13 protein-coding genes are annotated in these 16379 nt (G+C 56.1%); 4 read left to right on the forward strand and 9 right to left on the reverse strand.

The annotated features are described in order from the left end of the window. Positions 1-438 precede the first annotated feature (438 nt). The gene (mgtA, locus tag ACE38U_RS10225) at positions 439-3156 is read left to right on the forward strand and encodes a magnesium-translocating P-type ATPase (RefSeq protein WP_375529679.1); all 2718 of its coding nucleotides are present in this window, start codon (positions 439-441) and stop codon (positions 3154-3156) included. A gap of 115 nt (positions 3157-3271) precedes the next feature. Continuing rightward, entirely contained in the window at positions 3272-5662 is a 2391-nt protein-coding gene (locus ACE38U_RS10230; RefSeq protein WP_375529680.1) for a beta-N-acetylhexosaminidase, read from the forward strand. Positions 5663-5716: 54 nt separating this feature from the next. Here the strand turns inward: ACE38U_RS10230 and ridA are convergent, their stop codons facing one another. The 9 genes from ridA to argF (ACE38U_RS10275) form a co-directional block, all read right to left on the reverse strand. Then, entirely contained in the window at positions 5717-6103 is a 387-nt protein-coding gene (ridA, locus tag ACE38U_RS10235; protein WP_038478595.1) for a 2-iminobutanoate/2-iminopropanoate deaminase, read from the reverse strand. 73 nt (positions 6104-6176) lie between these two features. Further along, on the reverse strand, positions 6177-6638 hold the full coding sequence (pyrI, locus tag ACE38U_RS10240; RefSeq protein WP_176981521.1) for an aspartate carbamoyltransferase regulatory subunit: 462 nt from the start codon (positions 6636-6638) through the stop codon (positions 6177-6179). A gap of 16 nt (positions 6639-6654) precedes the next feature. Next, complete coding sequence (gene pyrB / locus ACE38U_RS10245; RefSeq protein WP_038478601.1) at positions 6655-7587, reverse strand: aspartate carbamoyltransferase; 933 nt, start codon at positions 7585-7587, stop codon at positions 6655-6657. 267 nt (positions 7588-7854) lie between these two features. After that, positions 7855-8334 (reverse strand): arginine repressor, encoded by a 480-nt coding sequence (locus ACE38U_RS10250; RefSeq protein ID WP_038483150.1) that lies wholly within the window; start codon positions 8332-8334, stop codon positions 7855-7857. A gap of 155 nt (positions 8335-8489) precedes the next feature. After that, positions 8490-9959 (reverse strand): arginine-ornithine antiporter, encoded by a 1470-nt coding sequence (gene arcD, locus ACE38U_RS10255; RefSeq protein ID WP_176981522.1) that lies wholly within the window; start codon positions 9957-9959, stop codon positions 8490-8492. Positions 9960-10032: 73 nt separating this feature from the next. Further along, positions 10033-11037 (reverse strand): ornithine carbamoyltransferase, encoded by a 1005-nt coding sequence (gene argF, locus ACE38U_RS10260; protein ID WP_038478609.1) that lies wholly within the window; start codon positions 11035-11037, stop codon positions 10033-10035. Between the two features lie 133 nt (positions 11038-11170). After that, positions 11171-12085 carry a carbamate kinase gene (locus ACE38U_RS10265; RefSeq protein ID WP_375529681.1) on the reverse strand — a complete coding sequence of 305 codons (915 nt, stop codon included), beginning with the start codon at positions 12083-12085 and terminating at the stop codon, positions 11171-11173. A gap of 13 nt (positions 12086-12098) precedes the next feature. Continuing rightward, complete coding sequence (gene arcA, locus ACE38U_RS10270; RefSeq protein WP_038478617.1) at positions 12099-13319, reverse strand: arginine deiminase; 1221 nt, start codon at positions 13317-13319, stop codon at positions 12099-12101. Positions 13320-13969: 650 nt separating this feature from the next. Beyond that, positions 13970-14974, reverse strand: a complete 1005-nt coding sequence (gene argF / locus ACE38U_RS10275; RefSeq protein WP_375529682.1) for an ornithine carbamoyltransferase — start codon at positions 14972-14974, stop codon at positions 13970-13972. A gap of 163 nt (positions 14975-15137) precedes the next feature. On the opposite strand from argF (ACE38U_RS10275), the gene rraB reads away from it, so the two are divergent. Beyond that, positions 15138-15566 carry a ribonuclease E inhibitor RraB gene (gene rraB / locus ACE38U_RS10280; protein WP_038478623.1) on the forward strand — a complete coding sequence of 143 codons (429 nt, stop codon included), beginning with the start codon at positions 15138-15140 and terminating at the stop codon, positions 15564-15566. Between the two features lie 47 nt (positions 15567-15613). Then, the gene (gene miaE / locus ACE38U_RS10285) at positions 15614-16375 is read left to right on the forward strand and encodes a tRNA isopentenyl-2-thiomethyl-A-37 hydroxylase MiaE (RefSeq protein ID WP_375529683.1); all 762 of its coding nucleotides are present in this window, start codon (positions 15614-15616) and stop codon (positions 16373-16375) included. Positions 16376-16379 lie beyond the last annotated feature (4 nt).

A 16379-nucleotide genomic window follows, 5' to 3' on the forward strand; every position in this document is an offset into this window, starting at 1 on the left:
TGCCGCTCCTTTAGGGTCACGAGCGCAGTGATTGTCACTCGTTTGCCACCAACCTGTAATCCTGATTATTTAGAATATACTTAGTAAGAGTAAAATTTTAACGCAGTATCCCGTTCCCACTATGGGCAAAATCTGGTTTACAAAAGGTTTAGTTTCACGGGCGTAGTATACCGGGCATTCTCATTATGCCAGAAGGCGTAATGCTATTTATCTTTCAACGCTACCGGAGATGACATGGAACCCGATCCCAGTCCTCACCCTGAAGTAACAGGAATTTTCCGGTAAACCACAGGTTAACGCCCGCTGCCTTACCGGTTTTGTAAGGCAGTGACGACCCCCTCTTTTACGTCCCTGCTTGTTGATGCTCTCCTGCCTGGTGCAGCTTTGTTACGCCTGCAGGAAACTTAGGTACCGCTCATGACGGTGCTAAGGACGTTTATGCAATTTAAAAACCTCACCCGTCAGCTGATGTCCCAGCTGAGCCGCCACCTGCCTCGCCGCCTGGTGCAGCGCGATCCTATGCCCGACGGTAACGTCGTGGCCAAAGCCGCAGACATTCCGGCGACGCTGACTCAGGCCTGCCTGAAATATGCCGCCGCCAGCGAAGAGCAGCTCTATATTGAGTTTGGCAGCCATCCGGAAGGGCTTAACGAGCGCGAAGTGGAAAAGGCGCGCGAAGCTCACGGTCTGAACCAGATCCCGGCGCAGAAACCTTCCCCGTGGTTTGTGCACCTTTGGGTTTGCTACCGCAACCCGTTCAACCTGCTGCTGACGGCGCTGGGGATTTTCTCCTACGCCACGGAAGACGACCTGTTTGGCGCAAGCGTTATCGCCCTGATGGTGGTGATTTCCACGCTGCTGAACTTCATTCAGGAAACCCGCTCCACCCGTGCGGCGGATGCGCTCAAGGCGATGGTCAGCAACACCGCCACCGTGCTGCGCGTTATCAACGAACAGGGGGAATATGCCTACGTAGAAGTCCCGCTGGACCAGCTGGTGCCGGGGGATATCGTCAAGCTTGCCGCAGGCGACATGATCCCAGCCGACCTGCGCGTTATGCAGGCGCGTGACCTGTTTGTGGCGCAGGCTTCGCTGACCGGGGAATCGCTGCCGGTCGAGAAAGTGGCCGTCAGCCGCCAGCACGATCAGCACAACCCGTTGGAGTGCGACAACCTCTGCTTTATGGGCACCAACGTCGTCAGCGGCACGGCGCTGGCCATGATTATCGCCACCGGCGGTAACACCTGGTTCGGGCAGTTGGCCGGGCGGGTCACCCAGCAGGAAAGCGAGCCTAACGCCTTCCAGCGTGGGATCAGTCGCGTTAGCTGGCTGCTGATCCGCTTTATGCTGGTGATGGTGCCGGTGGTACTGCTGATCAACGGCTTCACCAAAGGCGACTGGTGGGAAGCGGCGCTGTTCTCACTCTCCGTGGCCGTCGGCCTGACGCCGGAAATGCTGCCGATGATCGTCACCTCCACGCTGGCGCGCGGGGCGGTGAAGCTGTCGAAACAAAAAGTCATTGTGAAGCATCTCGACGCTATCCAGAACTTCGGCGCGATGGACATCCTGTGTACCGATAAAACCGGTACCCTGACCCAGGACCGCATCGTGCTGGAAACCCACACCGATATCTTCGGCGAGCAAAGCGATCGCGTGCTGCACACCGCCTGGCTGAACAGCCACTACCAAACCGGGCTCAAAAACCTGCTGGACGTGGCGGTACTTGAAGGCGTTGATGCCGACCACGCCCGCACGGCGGTTGCCCAGTGGCACAAAATAGACGAAATTCCCTTCGACTTTGACCGCCGCCGCATGTCGGTTGTGGTCTCCGAGCAGTCAGACGTGCATCAGCTTATCTGCAAAGGCGCGCTGCAGGAGATCCTCAACGTTTGTACTCACGTGCGCCACGGCGACGAGATTGTGCCGCTCAGCGAAGGGATGCTGAAACGCATTCGCAGCGTGACCGACTCGCTGAACAGCCAGGGCCTGCGCGTGGTTGCCGTCGCCACCAAATTCCTGCCTGCCCGCAGCGCAGACTACAGCCGCGTGGATGAGTCAGACCTGATCCTCGAAGGCTACATTGCCTTCCTCGATCCGCCGAAAGAAACCACCGCACCGGCGTTAAAAGCGCTGAAAGCCAGCGGCATTGCGGTAAAAATCCTGACCGGCGACAGCGAGCTGGTCGCGGCGAAAGTGTGCCGTGAAGTCGGGCTGGAAGTCGGCGACCTGATCGTCGGCAGCGATATCGAAGAGATGAGCGATGACGAGCTGGCGCGCGTTGCGCTGCAAACCACGCTGTTTGCCCGCCTGACGCCGATGCACAAAGAGCGCATCGTTCGCCTGCTGCGCGGTGAAGGCCACGTGGTGGGCTTTATGGGCGACGGCATTAACGATGCCCCGGCCCTGCGTGCGGCGGATATCGGTATTTCCGTAGACGGCGCGGTGGATATCGCCCGTGAAGCCGCCGACATTATTCTGCTGGAAAAAAGCCTGATGGTGCTGGAAGAGGGCGTTATCGAAGGCCGTCGTACCTTCGCCAACATGCTCAAATACATCAAAATGACCGCCAGCTCCAACTTCGGTAACGTCTTCAGCGTGCTGGTGGCCAGCGCTTTCCTGCCGTTCCTGCCGATGCTGCCGATTCACCTGCTGATCCAGAACCTGATGTACGATGTCTCTCAGGTGGCGATTCCGTTTGATAACGTCGACGATGAGCAAATCAAACAGCCGCAGCGCTGGAACCCGGCCGACCTGGGCCGCTTTATGGTGTTCTTCGGGCCGCTCAGCTCCATCTTCGACATCGTCACCTTCGGCGTGATGTGGTGGATTTTCAAAGCGAATACTCCGGAAGCGCAAACGCTGTTCCAGTCCGGCTGGTTCGTGGAAGGCCTGCTGTCGCAAACCCTGATTGTGCACATGATCCGTACCCGCCGTATTCCGTTCCTGCAAAGCCGCCCGGCGTGGCCGCTGATGATGATGACGCTGCTGGTGATGGCGCTGGGGATTGCGCTGCCGTTCTCACCGCTGGCTGAGTACCTGCACCTGCAGGCGCTGCCGCTGAGCTACTTCCCGCTGCTGGTGGTTATTCTGGCGGGCTACGTGATGCTGACCCAGGCCGTGAAAGGCTTCTACAGCCGCCGCTACGGCTGGCAGTAATCTCAAAAAATGGCGAGATGTGATCCACGTCTCGCCGCCGCCTTGCTGAAAAATCCTTCACGTGATAACAGATTGTTTTTGCTATTTTCTGGCCCGTCACGTGAAAGGATTACTCATGTTCAAATCGCTTCGTTTTAGCCTGCTGGCCGCAGGTATCGCCGTTGCCTGCCAGGCACACGCCACTCCGGCAGGGGACTTACCTCTCATGCCCTGGCCGCAGCAGGTCGAGCTTCCGGCAACGCAGGGCAGCCTGCCGCTGACTAACGCTGTTTCTATCGCCATTAGCGGCGACAAGCTGGACGGGGCCGTCGATCGCTGGCGCCAGCGCATTAGCCTGCAAACCGGCTGGCAGCTACAGCCTGCCGTCACGCAGCCTGCGAAACCCACGATTGCCATCCAAATCAAACAAGTAGTCGATCCGCTGCCTAAAGCCGACAGCGACGAAAGCTATGCGCTAAGCGTCACCGCAGAGGGAGTAAAGCTCACCGCGAACACGCGCTTTGGCGCGATGCGCGGCATGGAAACCGTGCTACAGCTGATTCAAAATGGCCCGCAGAATACGTCGATTCCTTATGTAGACATTAAAGATGTGCCGCGCTTCCCCTGGCGTGGGCTGTTGCTCGACTCGGCCCGCCACTTTATGCCGGTGAACGACATTCTGCGCCAGCTGGACGGCATGGCCGCCGCCAAGCTGAACGTTTTCCACTGGCACCTGACGGATGATCAGGGCTGGCGTTTCGCTTCCACTCATTATCCGAAGTTACAGCAGCTGGCGAGCGACGGGCAGTTCTACACTCAGGCGCAGATGAAGCAGGTTGTGCGCTATGCCACATCGCTGGGCATTCGCGTGGTGCCGGAAATTGACTTGCCTGGGCACGGCTCAGCGCTGGCGGTGGCTTATCCGGAGCTGATGAGCGCGCCGGGGCCTTACCAGATGGAGCGCAACTGGGGCGTTCTGAAACCGCTGCTGAACCCGGCTAACGAAGCCGCCTATAAGTTTGTGGATACGCTAATTGGCGAAGTTACCGCTATTTTCCCGGACAGTTATCTGCATATTGGCGGTGATGAGGTAGATGACAGCCAGTGGAAAGAAAACGCCGCCATCCAGCAGTTTATGAAGCAGCATAATCTGGCGGACTCCCACGCGCTGCAAACGTATTTCAACCAGCGGCTGGAGAAGATCCTCGAAAAACATAAGCGTCAGATGATGGGCTGGGACGAGATTTACCATCCCGATCTGCCGAAAAACATTTTGATCCAGTCCTGGCAGGGGCAGGACTCGCTGGGCGCGATCGCGGCTAACGGCTACAAAGGCATTTTGTCGACGGGCTTTTATCTCGACCAGCCTCAGTCCACCGCCTACCACTACCGCAATGAAGTGCTGCCGGTGGGGCTGAACGGCGTGGATCATATTAGCGAAGCCGACAGCGCGCAAAGCTGGTTCTTCAGCATGCCTCGCCTGAAAGGCAGCGCGGTGGAAGGCAGCTTCACGCTGGTGAAAAACGACGGCGGCTGGCGCGGGTTTATCGACTTCAAGGGCAAATCCCGCCGCGCGGTTCACGATGTGAAATGGCTGAGCCCAACCCAGGTGACCTTCACGGTGGATACCTGGATGGGGGAAACTCGCCCGGTTGTGACGGTGGAAAACGACAAGCTTAGCGGCTACTTCCTCGTGGGCAACGTGCGCTATCCGGCCACCGGGCAGAAGCTGGAAGGTGTTCCGGACGGCAAGCAACCTGTGGTGCCGACCGAAGCGCAGATGAGCAATATTCTCGGCGGCGAAGCGGCCCTGTGGGCGGAAAACATCATTTCTCCGCTGCTGGATATCAAGCTGTGGCCGCGTACCTTTGCGGTAGCCGAGCGCCTGTGGTCGGCGAAAGACGTAACCGACGTCGACAACATGTACCAGCGTATGCAGGCGATTGACGCCTGGTCGACGGTGTCCGTTGGCCTGCGTCAGCACACCGAATCCGTCACTCAGCTGACGCGCCTTGCCGGTACGCCGGAGATCATGCCGCTGCAGATCCTCGCTCAGGCGATTGAACCCGCGCAGTATTACACGCGTCAACACCTCAAGTTCCAGGCCGGAAACTACAATCACTTTGAGCCGCTGAACCGCTTTGCCGACGCGTTGGGGGCAGAAAGCGGCCAGGTGAGGGCAATTAATAGCTGGGTGGATAAACTGATTGCCGACCCGGAAGACAGCAACAGTGCGGAGGCGCTGCGCCATATCTTCTCTCGCTGGCAAAGCAATACCCCGGACGTACTGGCGCTGATCGACGGCAATTACGTGCTGAAGCCGCTCAAGCCGGTTGCCGAAGATGTGGATAAGCTTGCCGGGCTGGGCTTAAGGCTGACGGATCTGGTAGCGAAGCAAGGATCGCTCAACGATGACGAGCTTAAGGCCATTCAGGCTCAGCTGGATACTGCGGCGCAGGCTCGAGATGAAGTGGTGATTGCGGCGGTTTATCCGCTGGAAAAACTGCTGCGGGCCGTTGTGAAGTAAGGCAATAAAGTAGCCCCGCGAAAGCGGGGCCAGAAGCAAAAGCGCTGCGGCGAATTAGCGGCGAACGGCGATAGCTTCGATTTCGATTTTCACGTCTTTAGGCAGACGAGCCACTTCCACGCAGGAGCGAGCCGGGAAGGTCGCTTTATGCTCGTTGAAGAAGGCTTCGTAGGTAGCGTTCACGGTCGCGAAATCGTTCAGATCTTTAACGAACACGGTGGTTTTTACGATATCGCCCACTTTCAGACCCGCGGACTCAACGATAGCCTGCACGTTTTCGAGGGACTGACGAGCCTGAGCGGCTACGTCTTCCGGCACTTCGCCGGTTTTTGGATTAACCGGGATCTGCCCGGAGGTGATGATCATGCTGCCAAGATCTACGCCCTGAACATAAGGACCGATAGCGGCCGGTGCGTTTTCCGTGCTAAGCGTACGTGACATACTTTCTCCTTAGTATTGGATATAAACTCCCGCCCATTATAGGGATGGGAGCTTGCTTGTCATTAGTCGGTCGTTAATCTGCCAACACTACGTGACGGGCGAACTCTTTCTCGCAATATTTGCACTTTAGGCTGATATCGTCGGCGCGCTGCTTCACGGCGAACGAAGACGCTACCGGCTCGTTGTGGCTGATGCAGTTGGTGTTCGGGCAGTGCAGCACTTTCTCGATACGCTCCGGCAGGCTCGGGGTGCTTTTACCCACCACTTCGTATTCGTCGATGCGGTTTACCGTCGCGTTAGGGGCATACAGCGCCAGCTGGTTCACCTGCTCGTCGGTCAGGAAGGTATTCTCAATTTTAATCAGATCTTTGCGGCCCAGCTCGCGGGACGGCAGATTCAGGCCGATGGTGATGCGCTGGTCGGTTTTGGTCAGCTGGAACAGCGTCAGCAGCTTAAAGCCAACCTGAGCCGGAATATGGTCGATAACGGTGCCGCGCTTGATGGCTTCAACCTGCAATTTATTATCGTGCGTCATCTTATTGTCCTCTCACTTAAACCAGTTCGCGATTCAAAACCAGCGCCAGCAGCGCCTGGCGAGCAAAAATGCCGTTACCTGCCTGCTGGAAATACCAGGCGTGCGGCGTGCTGTCTACATCGGTGGTTATTTCATCCACGCGCGGCAGCGGGTGCAGCACCTTCATGTTGCTGCGTGCGCCGGTCAGGTCGGCGGCGCGCAGGATAAACTGCGCCTTAACGTTGGCGTACTCGGACGGGTCGAGGCGCTCTTTTTGCACGCGGGTCATGTACAGAATATCCAGCTCGCCTACCACGTCGTCGATGGACTCATGGCGGCTCCAGGCAATCCCTTTCTCATCCAGCATATCGAGAATGTACTGCGGCATTGCCAGCGCGGCCGGGGCGATAAAGTAGAAGCGGTTGCCGTTGAACTTCGCCAGCGCCTGGGCCAGAGAGTGCACGGTGCGGCCATATTTCAGGTCACCGACCATGGCGATATTCAGGTTTTCCAGGCGGCCCTGGGTCTCCTGAATGGTGAACAGGTCCAGCAGGGTTTGGGTTGGGTGCTGGTTGGCACCGTCGCCTGCGTTCAGAACCGGGATCTCGCCGGAAAACTCGGTGGCCAGGCGAGCCGCACCTTCCTGCGGGTGGCGCATCACGATGGCGTCAACGTAGGTACTGATGACGGAAATGGTATCCGCCAGCGTCTCGCCTTTCTTGCCCAGCGAAGTGTTGCTGCTGTCGGAGAAACCCACCACCGAAGCGCCCAGGCGGTGAATGGAGGTTTCAAAAGAGAGGCGGGTGCGGGTGGATGCTTCAAAGAAGCAGCTGGCGATAACCTTATGCTTCAGCAGCTCCGGCTGCGGGTTAGCCTTCAGCTTTGCCGCGGTTGCCAGCACCAGTTCAAGTTCTTCGCGACTGAGATCATTGATGGAAATGATGTGTTTTTTATAGAGCGGGTTAGTCATGTTTCTCTCCTGTTCTCGGTCCGACGGGCAAAAAAAAGGCCCCTCAACGAGGGGCCTTAGCAATTTGGGAATTTAGAAATTCGACGCTGCAACGGGAAGAAAAACGCCCTGCCGCGTCTGTTTTCAGACGGCGCGCTGCGGCATTTTTTTGAACACAGTGGACCATGCTTCCTCCCGGCAAATTGTGGCGCATTATACGCGCGTACGTGTTCTCTGCAAGCGCTAAAATCACACTTTTTAGGGGGGCGGCAATCGGTTGCGGCGAGCCTATGCTAAACCCAGCGTACGCATAATACGGTGATGCACCTGCGGCGTTTTGCGGATCTCACGGGGGGCAATCCACACGACGCTGCTGCCGGCGACCACGCCCAAAATCTCGGCGATGGCGTGGTGATCGAGTATTTTGGCTATCGCTCTGCCGTAGCCGGACACCGTATGAACCATCACAAACTCGCGGTTGTGCTCAACGCTGATAACCATTTCGGCCACCGAGCGCGCCGCATTCGGCTGCGGCAGGGTCATCGGGCTGAGGGCATAGATCTTTTGTCCTTTAGCGTTACGCATTTTGATGACGCCCAGCAGCTTGAGCAGGCGGGAGACGGTGGACTGGCTGATGGCTTCAAAGCCGTGCTGCTTCAGGTCATGACGTAGCTGCTCCTGGGAGTGATAGCTCTTATGGCTGATGAGCTGCTGGCATAGCTCAAGCTGGCGCTGCTCTTTCTCGGACGAGAGTCGGGAGATCCTCATGATATTCACCACTCCTTTGATTGCTGGCGCGTTACCAGACATGGTGGATGTCTGAAACCGTTTGATAGAAAAGCCTTTGCCGATTTTATCGTTTAAAAATATCGTCAATTTGTTGAATTAAAGAACTTAACGCCACTAATGTGGCGTTAATGTCGTCAGGATATCTGTAAATTTCCGCTTATCACCAGTTTTAATGTCCACGCGGCCAGCGCCAGGATGGCAATCGCTATGGCCAGCTCATAGCTTTTCAGCAGCGGTTGGCCCTGGGACTTTTTCTGCCACAGGAACACCAGAATCCCTGGCGTAAACAGCAGCGAGCTCAGCAGCATTGAGTCACCGGCGGCGTAACAGAGCCAGAAGCCGTAAACCGTCGCAATCAGGCCAAGCACAATGCCACCGGTGCGCGATTCGCCCTGTTTGTAGCGTTCTCCGGTCCAGGCCAGCTTTAACCCGTAGGCGGCGCTGAACAGGTAGGGCGGCAAAATGGCCGCGGTGGCGATGGAAAACAGCGCCTGATAGCCTGCGGCGTAGAACAGGGTCAGGATCAGGAAGATCTGAATTAAGCCATTGGTGATCCACAGCGAAAATGAGGGCGAGTGGCGGGCATTTTCTTTCGCAAAAACTTTGGGGAAAATGCCGTCAATAGCGGCGACACGCGGTAATTCTGCGGCGAACAGCGTCCAGGCCAGCAGCGCCCCGGCAACCGAAAGAATCACCCCGCCGGCAACGAACTTAGCGCCCCACGGCCCGACCACGCTTTCCAGCACGCCGGCCATTGACGGGTTTTTCAGCCCGGCCAGGCTCGCCTGATCGAGAATGCCCATCGACAGCACGCTAACCAGCACGTAAATCGCCAGCGCGCCCAGCAGCCCAATAACCGTGGCCTTACCAATATCCTCACGTTTTGCGGCACGTGCGGAAACGACGGTCGCCCCTTCAATACCGATGAACACCCAGGTGGTCACCAGCATGGTGTTTTTCACCTGATCGAAAATCTCCGGGCGTGACCCTTCGACCAGCATCATGCGGCCCCAGAAATCTGCCGTGAACACGCCAATCCGGAAGGCAATCAACACCGCGACGATAAACACCAGCAGAATAATGACCTTCACCACGGTAAGAATGGTGTTGATATAGGCGGCTTCACGCACTCCTCGAAGCACCAGGGCATGAACTAACCAAAGCACGATGGAGGCGCCGATAATCGACGGCAGGTTGTTTCCATCGCCAAAAACCGGGATGAAAAAGCTCATGGCGCTGAACAGCAGCACCGCATAAGAGACGTTGCCGAGCCAGGCGGAGAACCAGTAGCCCCAGGCGGACTGGAAGCCGATAAAGTCGCCAAACCCGGCGCGGGCATAGCTGTAAACGCCGCCGTCAAGATCGGGGCAACGGGCGCTGAGATTCTGATAAATAAACGCGAGGCAAAGCATGCCCACGCCGGTAATCACCCAGCCAATCAGCAGCGCGCCGGGTGAGGCTACTGAAGCAAAGTTTTGCGGCAGGCTAAACACGCCGCCGCCGATCATTGAGCCTATAACCAGCGCAACCAGCGCGCTGAGCCCGAGTTTTCTCTCACTGCTTGCGGAGGTGTCTGTGGCACCTTCATGGGTAACATCGGCCATTTCCTTTTCTCCCGCTGCGCCAGGCAGCATAAGGGCAAAACGGGCAGCGAGAGGTTCTCACTGCCCGACAGCGTTACGCGCCGAGCGTGGCAACCATCACGGCTTTGATGGTGTGCATACGGTTTTCGGCTTCGTCGAAGACGATGGAGTGTTTTGACTCAAAGACCTCTTCGGTCACTTCCAGCCCTTTCAGGCCGTAGGTTTCTTCGATCTCTTTGCCGACTTTGGTGTGTTCGTTGTGGAAGGCGGGCAGGCAGTGCATGAACTTGACGTTCGGGTTGCCGGTCGCGTTGAGGACGTTCTGGTTAATCTGGTACGGCGTCATGATGCTCACGCGTTCGGCCCAGGCTTCTTTAGGTTCACCCATCGAAACCCAAACGTCGGTGTAGAGGAAATCTACCCCCGCAACACCCTCCGCCACGCTGTCGGTCAGCATAATGCGCCCGCCGGTTTCTTTGGCGATGGCGCGGCATTGTTCGACCAGCGCCGCCTCAGGCCAGAAGGCTTTTGGCGCTACCAGGCGAATGTCCATGCCCATCTTGGCGGCACCCACCATCAGGGAATTGCCCATGTTGTTGCGGGCATCGCCGAGATAGGCGAAGGAGAGATCCTTCAGTTTTTTGCCCGGCGCATGCTCCAGCATGGTCATCAGGTCGGCGAGGATCTGGGTCGGGTGGAATTCATTGGTCAGCCCGTTCCACACCGGCACGCCCGCGAATTCTCCCAGCTCTTCGACGATGTCCTGGCCATAGCCGCGGTATTCAATCCCGTCGTACATGCGCCCCAGCACGCGAGCGGTGTCCTTCATCGACTCTTTATGGCCGATTTGCGATCCGCTTGGCCCGAGGTAGGTCACCAGCGCGCCCTGGTCAAACGCGCCGACCTCAAAGGCGCAGCGGGTACGGGTGGAGGTTTTTTCGAAGATCAGCGCGATGTTTTTACCGCATAGCGTTTTTTTCTCAGTACCGGCCTGTTTGGCGGCCTTCAGGTCACGAGCCAGGTCGATGAGGTACTGAATTTCTGCAGGTTTAAAGTCGAGGAGTTTCAGGAAATTACGGTTTTTTAAGTTGATAGTCATTTTCGTTATCCTTGAAGAGTAATAGTTTGCTGACCCTCACCCCGGCCCTCTCCCTAAAAGGGAGAGGGGGAAGCGCAGGCGACTCTGTTTTATCCCCTCTCCCCTCGGGGGAGAGGGTTAGGGTGAGGGGTTTTCACCGCTCCCGAATAAGCGTGCCTTTCTCACCGGCCAGAATCGCCGGGCCATCTTCCAGCGCGCCAATCCCGGCGATGCCGTTGCAGCTGGCGACAAAGCGGCTGCAGGCGGCCACTTTGGGGCCCATCGATCCGGCGTCAAAGCTCATCCCTTCCAGCTCAGTCGGTGTCACGCTGGTGAGCGGGCGCTGCGCCGGCGTGCCCCAGTTGAGGTAAACCGCGTCGGCGTCGGTCAGGATCAGCAGGGCGTCGGCCTCTATCTGGCGGGCCAGCAGCGCGGCGGAAAGGTCCTTATCAATGACCGCTTCAATCCCGTGGTAGCCGTCGGCTTTCTCCACCACCGGCACTCCGCCGCCGCCGTTGCAGATGACCAGATGGTCACGCTGAATAAGCGCCGTAATGGCATCGCTCTCGACGATGCGTTTGGGCTGTGGTGACGGCACCACGCGGCGGAAATACTGCCCGTCAGCTTTTACCGACCAGCCTTTGTCACGCACCAGCTCATCCGCCTGCTCTTTGCTGTACACCGGGCCGATATACTTGGTCGGATTGTTGAAGGCCGGATCCTGCGGATCCACTTCAACCTGCGTCAGCAGCACGCTGACTTCACGGTCAGGCAGATGATTTTTCAGCGCCTGCTGCAACATGTAGCCGATCATTCCCTGGCTCTCTGCGCCAAGAACGTCCAGCGGATAAGGGCTCACGTTTTGGTAGGCGCTGTTTTGCAGGGCAAGCAGGCCAACCTGCGGGCCATTGCCGTGCACCAGCACAACGCGCCAGTCGCTGGTGAGCCGGGCGATAGTTTTCGCCGCCAGCTCGATGTTTTTGCGCTGCAGGTCGGCTTCCAGCGGTTCTCCACGTTTCAGCAGAGCATTCCCGCCGAGCGCCACAACCAGCGTGGGTTTTAGTTCCATATGCTTTGCTCCCTTAAATTCCGTCGCGGTCCAGCGGGCAGCTCATGCAGCGTGCGCCGCCGCGCCCGCGCCCCAGTTCATCGCCAGGAATCGGCAGAACGGTGATCCCGGCTTTGTCGTATTTCTCGTTGGTCCAGATGTTGCGTTCGTAGCCGATAACGACGCCGGGGCGAACGGTCAGCACGTTGTTGGCGTCGTTCCACTGCTCACGTTCGGCTTCAAAGGCGTCGCCGCCGGTGGTGATGAGCTTGACCTGATCGATACCCAGCGCTTTTTCGATGGCGTTTACCAGGCTGGTTTCCTGGTGGCGTTTGATGCCGCCGTGGCCGTCAGGGGTTAAGGTCCAGCACTGCACGTCTTTGCGGACGACTTCCGGGTAAACGGAGAAGGTGTCGATATCGAGATGGGTCATGACGGTGTCGAGGTGCATGCAGGAGCGGTGTTTCGGCAGCTCGACGGCAATTACGCGGGTTGCCTGCTGGTGTTTGAATAATGATTCAGCGAGGAACTCTATGCCCTGAGGCGTGGTGCGTTCGGACATGCCAATTAATACCGCACCGCGGCCAATGACTAATACGTCTCCGCCTTCCAGCGTGGCATGGTCGTAATTAATATTTTCATCGCCGTAATATTTAATGAATTTTCCGTCGGTAAATGCCGGATGCCAGCGATAAATTGCTCTTAAATTATTGGTTTCACGTTGGCGAGCCGCTTTCGCCATTGGATTAATAGAGACGCCGTTATAAATCCAGCAGGATGTATCGCGGGTAAATAAATGATTTGGCAGTGGCTTCATAATAAAATCGGTCGCGGCGTGAGTATCCACCACCATATTTTTTATGTGTGTTGGGATTTCTCCATAGGTCAGCCCACCAGAAAGGCGGCGCGCCAGTTCACGATGTGGCATATCGGCCAGCCAGCCGCGCACATCGGAGGCGAAAGCCGGCCCCAGACGGTAGTCTGAAACCTGCGTGTTCAGCAGCCAGGCCTTGGCATCGCTGACGTCCAGCGTCTGCGTCAGCAGGTCGGTGAGCAGCAGAACCTCGACGCCTTCGCCGCGCAGGGTGTTGGCGAACACATCATGTTCTTCACCGGCACGTTCAACCGACAGCACGTCGTCAAATAATAATTCCTGACAGTTTGAAGGGGTAAGTCTTTTCAGGCTGAGGTTTGGGCGATGCAGCATCACGCTACGTAATTGACCTATTTCGGAACCGACATAATGTTTGTCCATGACTATTCCTTTGCATTAATCTGGAGATAAAAGTGCCTGTGGCGCAATGAATATTGCGTCGCGATTTTAATAACCCGTTAAGTTGTCTTCGTGGCGTATCTTAATTTCTTCACAACCATTTAATGTGAGGTTTATCACGTGTTCAAGGCTGTTTTTATTTGTCTTGTTATTAATTGATGGGTGTCAGGAAATAGCAATTATACGGGTGGTGACAAATGCATAATTACTCGCTGAAGGAGTTTTAATTATTTCTTGGTGTTAAAGGGTTGTGATTTTATGCGAAAACAGGAATTTCTTAATGCATTGATTATTAATGTTATTTATTCTCAGTTTGAATGGTTATTCATTGTGGATTTTGTTTAATGCCGTGCAGGGAAGAAAATAGAACAATAGTTATTTTCAATCTGACATGAATGCAGTGAATGGAAACTGTGAGCGGGAAGAGTTTTTTCTTATTACTTACAATAAAACAAGGTGTTGGCGGTGTGTTCAAACTGACGGTGTATGAGGTTATGCCTTTTTTGTGCATAAAAAACGCGGGTGATGCACCAGACACGCAACATCTTTAGTAATAAACATGCGGAGGAAAAGAAAACCCCTCGGACGGGAAAGCCGCCGAGGGGCCAGGATAAGCCCTGGGAGCGAAAAAACTATTTTGCCAGCGTGGCGACCATAACGGCCTTGATGGTGTGCATCCGATTTTCAGCCTGGTCGAATACGACGCTGTGGGAAGACTCAAAGACGTCGTCGGTAACCTCCATGCCGCCGTGCAGGTCGAACTCCAGCGCCATTTGCTTGCCCAGCGTGGTTTGATCATCGTGAAACGCCGGCAGACAGTGCATGAGTTTGACCTGCGGATTGCCGGTTAACGCCAGCATGGCGCTGTTAACCTGGTAAGGACGCAGCAGGGCGATACGCTCGGCCCACTTCTCTTTGGCTTCGCCCATCGAAACCCAAACGTCGGTATAGATGAAGTCCGCGCCCTTAACGCCCGCGGCAACGTCTTCGGTTAGAGTGATTTTCCCACCGGTTTTTTCGGCCATGGCCCGGCATTCGGCAACGAGTTTTTCGTCCGGCCAGCAGGCTTTCGGCGCCACAAGGCGCAGATCAAGTCCGGTCAGTGCGGCGGCCTCAAGCATGGAGTTACCCATGTTGTTGCGCGCGTCCCCGGCATACACCAGCGTCATCTCATTCAGGTTTTTGCCCGGCAACTGTTCCTGCATGGTGAGCAAATCTGCCAGCAGCTGCGTAGGGTGATACTCGTTGGTCAGCCCGTTCCACACCGGCACGCCCGCATAGCTGGCGAGGGTTTCGACGATATCCTGACCATAGCCGCGATACTGAATGCCGTCATAAATACGGCCCAGCACGCGTGCCGTATCCTTAATTGATTCTTTATGCCCAATCTGGCTGCCGCTTGGGCCGAGGTAAGTGACGCGCGCGCCCTGGTCGTAAGCGGCAACTTCGAAAGAGCAGCGAGTACGAGTCGAATCTTTTTCGAAGATGAGCGCAATATTCTTGCCAGTAAGCTGCTGAATCTCATTTCCTTTTTTCTTATCGCTTTTCAGCCTGGCGGAAAGGACCAGCAATTCGTTAAGTTGAGCAGGGGTAAAATCGAGCAGCTTAAGAAAATTTTTCTGATAGAAGTGACTCATTTTTTCCTCGCGTGGCACAAGCCTTTATTGAATTAAAATTCAATTTATATGTATGAATATTCAATTGCAACCCCGCGAGTTAAAACTTTGCCGTGAAAGGTGGAGGCAAACCCCGGCGTGTGTGAAAATGAGAGTATCTGCCTACACATTTGAGGAAAGGGCCATGGCAAATCCAGAACAGCTGGAAGAACAGCGCGAAGAAACACGTTTAATCATTGAGGAACTGCTGGACGACGGTAGCGATCCGGACGCGTTGTACACCATCGAACACCACCTTTCTGCGGATGATTTCGAAACGCTGGAGAAAGCCGCCGTTGAAGCTTTCAAGCTGGGTTATGAAGTCACCGACCCGGAAGAGCTGGAAGTTGAAGAAGGCGATACCGTCATCTGCTGCGACATTCTGAGCGAATGCGCGCTGAACGCTGAACTGATCGGTGCCCAGGTTGAACAGCTGCTGAATCTGGCAGAGAAATTCGGCGTGGAATACGACGGCTGGGGCACCTACTTCGAAGACCCGAACGGCGAAGAGGGTGAGGAAGGCGAAGAAGGCGACGAATATCAGGACGAAGACGACGACGGCGTGCGTCACTAAAAGTAAGCGGTGCAGCGGCGTTCGGCCGCTGCGCTTCAGGATACCTCATGGACTACCAGCAACTCCTCTCCCCGATAAACCAATTCCTGCTGTGCCCAACGCCCGAAGCGTGGATTCAAAAAGCCCGTCGCCCGGAAAATCTGCCCCTGCTGTTAACCGACCATATGATTTGCGAACTGAAAGCCGCGCAAACCGCGATGCTGTTCGTCCGTAAATACGTTGCCGATAAAGAAGGTTCGCAGGCGCTGCTGGCCTGGCTGCAGCCCTATGAGGCTTTTGCTTTTCGCGATGGTGAAGAGCCCGATTTTCTGGCGCTTCATAAAGGCCTGAACAAAAGCATCATGCCGAAAACGAAGCACGGCTGGGGGCAGCAGCTTATCGACAGCATGGTATTGCTGATCAAAGAAGAGCTGCACCATTTTTGGCAGGTGCGGGAAATCATGATTGCCCGTAACATCCCGTACGCCAAAATCACCGCCAGCCGCTACGCTAAAGGTTTACTGAGTGAAACCCGCACTCATGAACCGCTGATGTTGGTCGATAAGCTTATCTGCGGGGCTTACATTGAAGCGCGGTCTTGTGAACGATTTGCCGCGCTGGCGCCGCACCTGGACGATGAATTACAGCGTTTTTACCTGTCGCTGCTGCGTTCCGAAGCTCGGCATTATCAGGATTATTTAACGCTGGCAGAACAGATTGCCGGGGGCGATATCAGCGAACGCGTTCGCTTTTTTGGCCACGTCGAGGCTGAACTAATCCAAAGCCACGACGACGAGTTTCGTTTTCACAGCGGCGTGCCCGCAGACTAGAAGG

The sequence above is a fragment of the Cedecea selenatireducens genome (genome assembly GCF_042138895.1).
Lineage (GTDB): Bacteria > Pseudomonadota > Gammaproteobacteria > Enterobacterales > Enterobacteriaceae > Cedecea > Cedecea selenatireducens.

What these genes read in the sequence shown, in the direction of transcription:
- mgtA (WP_375529679.1), top strand. Translation starts at nt 439, where the DNA reads ATGCAATTTAAAAACCTCACCCGTCAGCTGATGTCCCAGCTGAGCCGC.
- ACE38U_RS10230 (WP_375529680.1), top strand. Translation starts at nt 3,272, where the DNA reads ATGTTCAAATCGCTTCGTTTTAGCCTGCTGGCCGCAGGTATCGCCGTT.
- ridA (WP_038478595.1), bottom strand. Translation starts at nt 6,103, where the DNA reads ATGTCACGTACGCTTAGCACGGAAAACGCACCGGCCGCTATCGGTCCT.
- pyrI (WP_176981521.1), bottom strand. Translation starts at nt 6,638, where the DNA reads ATGACGCACGATAATAAATTGCAGGTTGAAGCCATCAAGCGCGGCACC.
- pyrB (WP_038478601.1), bottom strand. Translation starts at nt 7,587, where the DNA reads ATGACTAACCCGCTCTATAAAAAACACATCATTTCCATCAATGATCTC.
- ACE38U_RS10250 (WP_038483150.1), bottom strand. Translation starts at nt 8,334, where the DNA reads ATGAGGATCTCCCGACTCTCGTCCGAGAAAGAGCAGCGCCAGCTTGAG.
- arcD (WP_176981522.1), bottom strand. Translation starts at nt 9,959, where the DNA reads ATGGCCGATGTTACCCATGAAGGTGCCACAGACACCTCCGCAAGCAGT.
- argF (WP_038478609.1), bottom strand. Translation starts at nt 11,037, where the DNA reads ATGACTATCAACTTAAAAAACCGTAATTTCCTGAAACTCCTCGACTTT.
- ACE38U_RS10265 (WP_375529681.1), bottom strand. Translation starts at nt 12,085, where the DNA reads ATGGAACTAAAACCCACGCTGGTTGTGGCGCTCGGCGGGAATGCTCTG.
- arcA (WP_038478617.1), bottom strand. Translation starts at nt 13,319, where the DNA reads ATGGACAAACATTATGTCGGTTCCGAAATAGGTCAATTACGTAGCGTG.
- argF (WP_375529682.1), bottom strand. Translation starts at nt 14,974, where the DNA reads ATGAGTCACTTCTATCAGAAAAATTTTCTTAAGCTGCTCGATTTTACC.
- rraB (WP_038478623.1), top strand. Translation starts at nt 15,138, where the DNA reads ATGGCAAATCCAGAACAGCTGGAAGAACAGCGCGAAGAAACACGTTTA.
- miaE (WP_375529683.1), top strand. Translation starts at nt 15,614, where the DNA reads ATGGACTACCAGCAACTCCTCTCCCCGATAAACCAATTCCTGCTGTGC.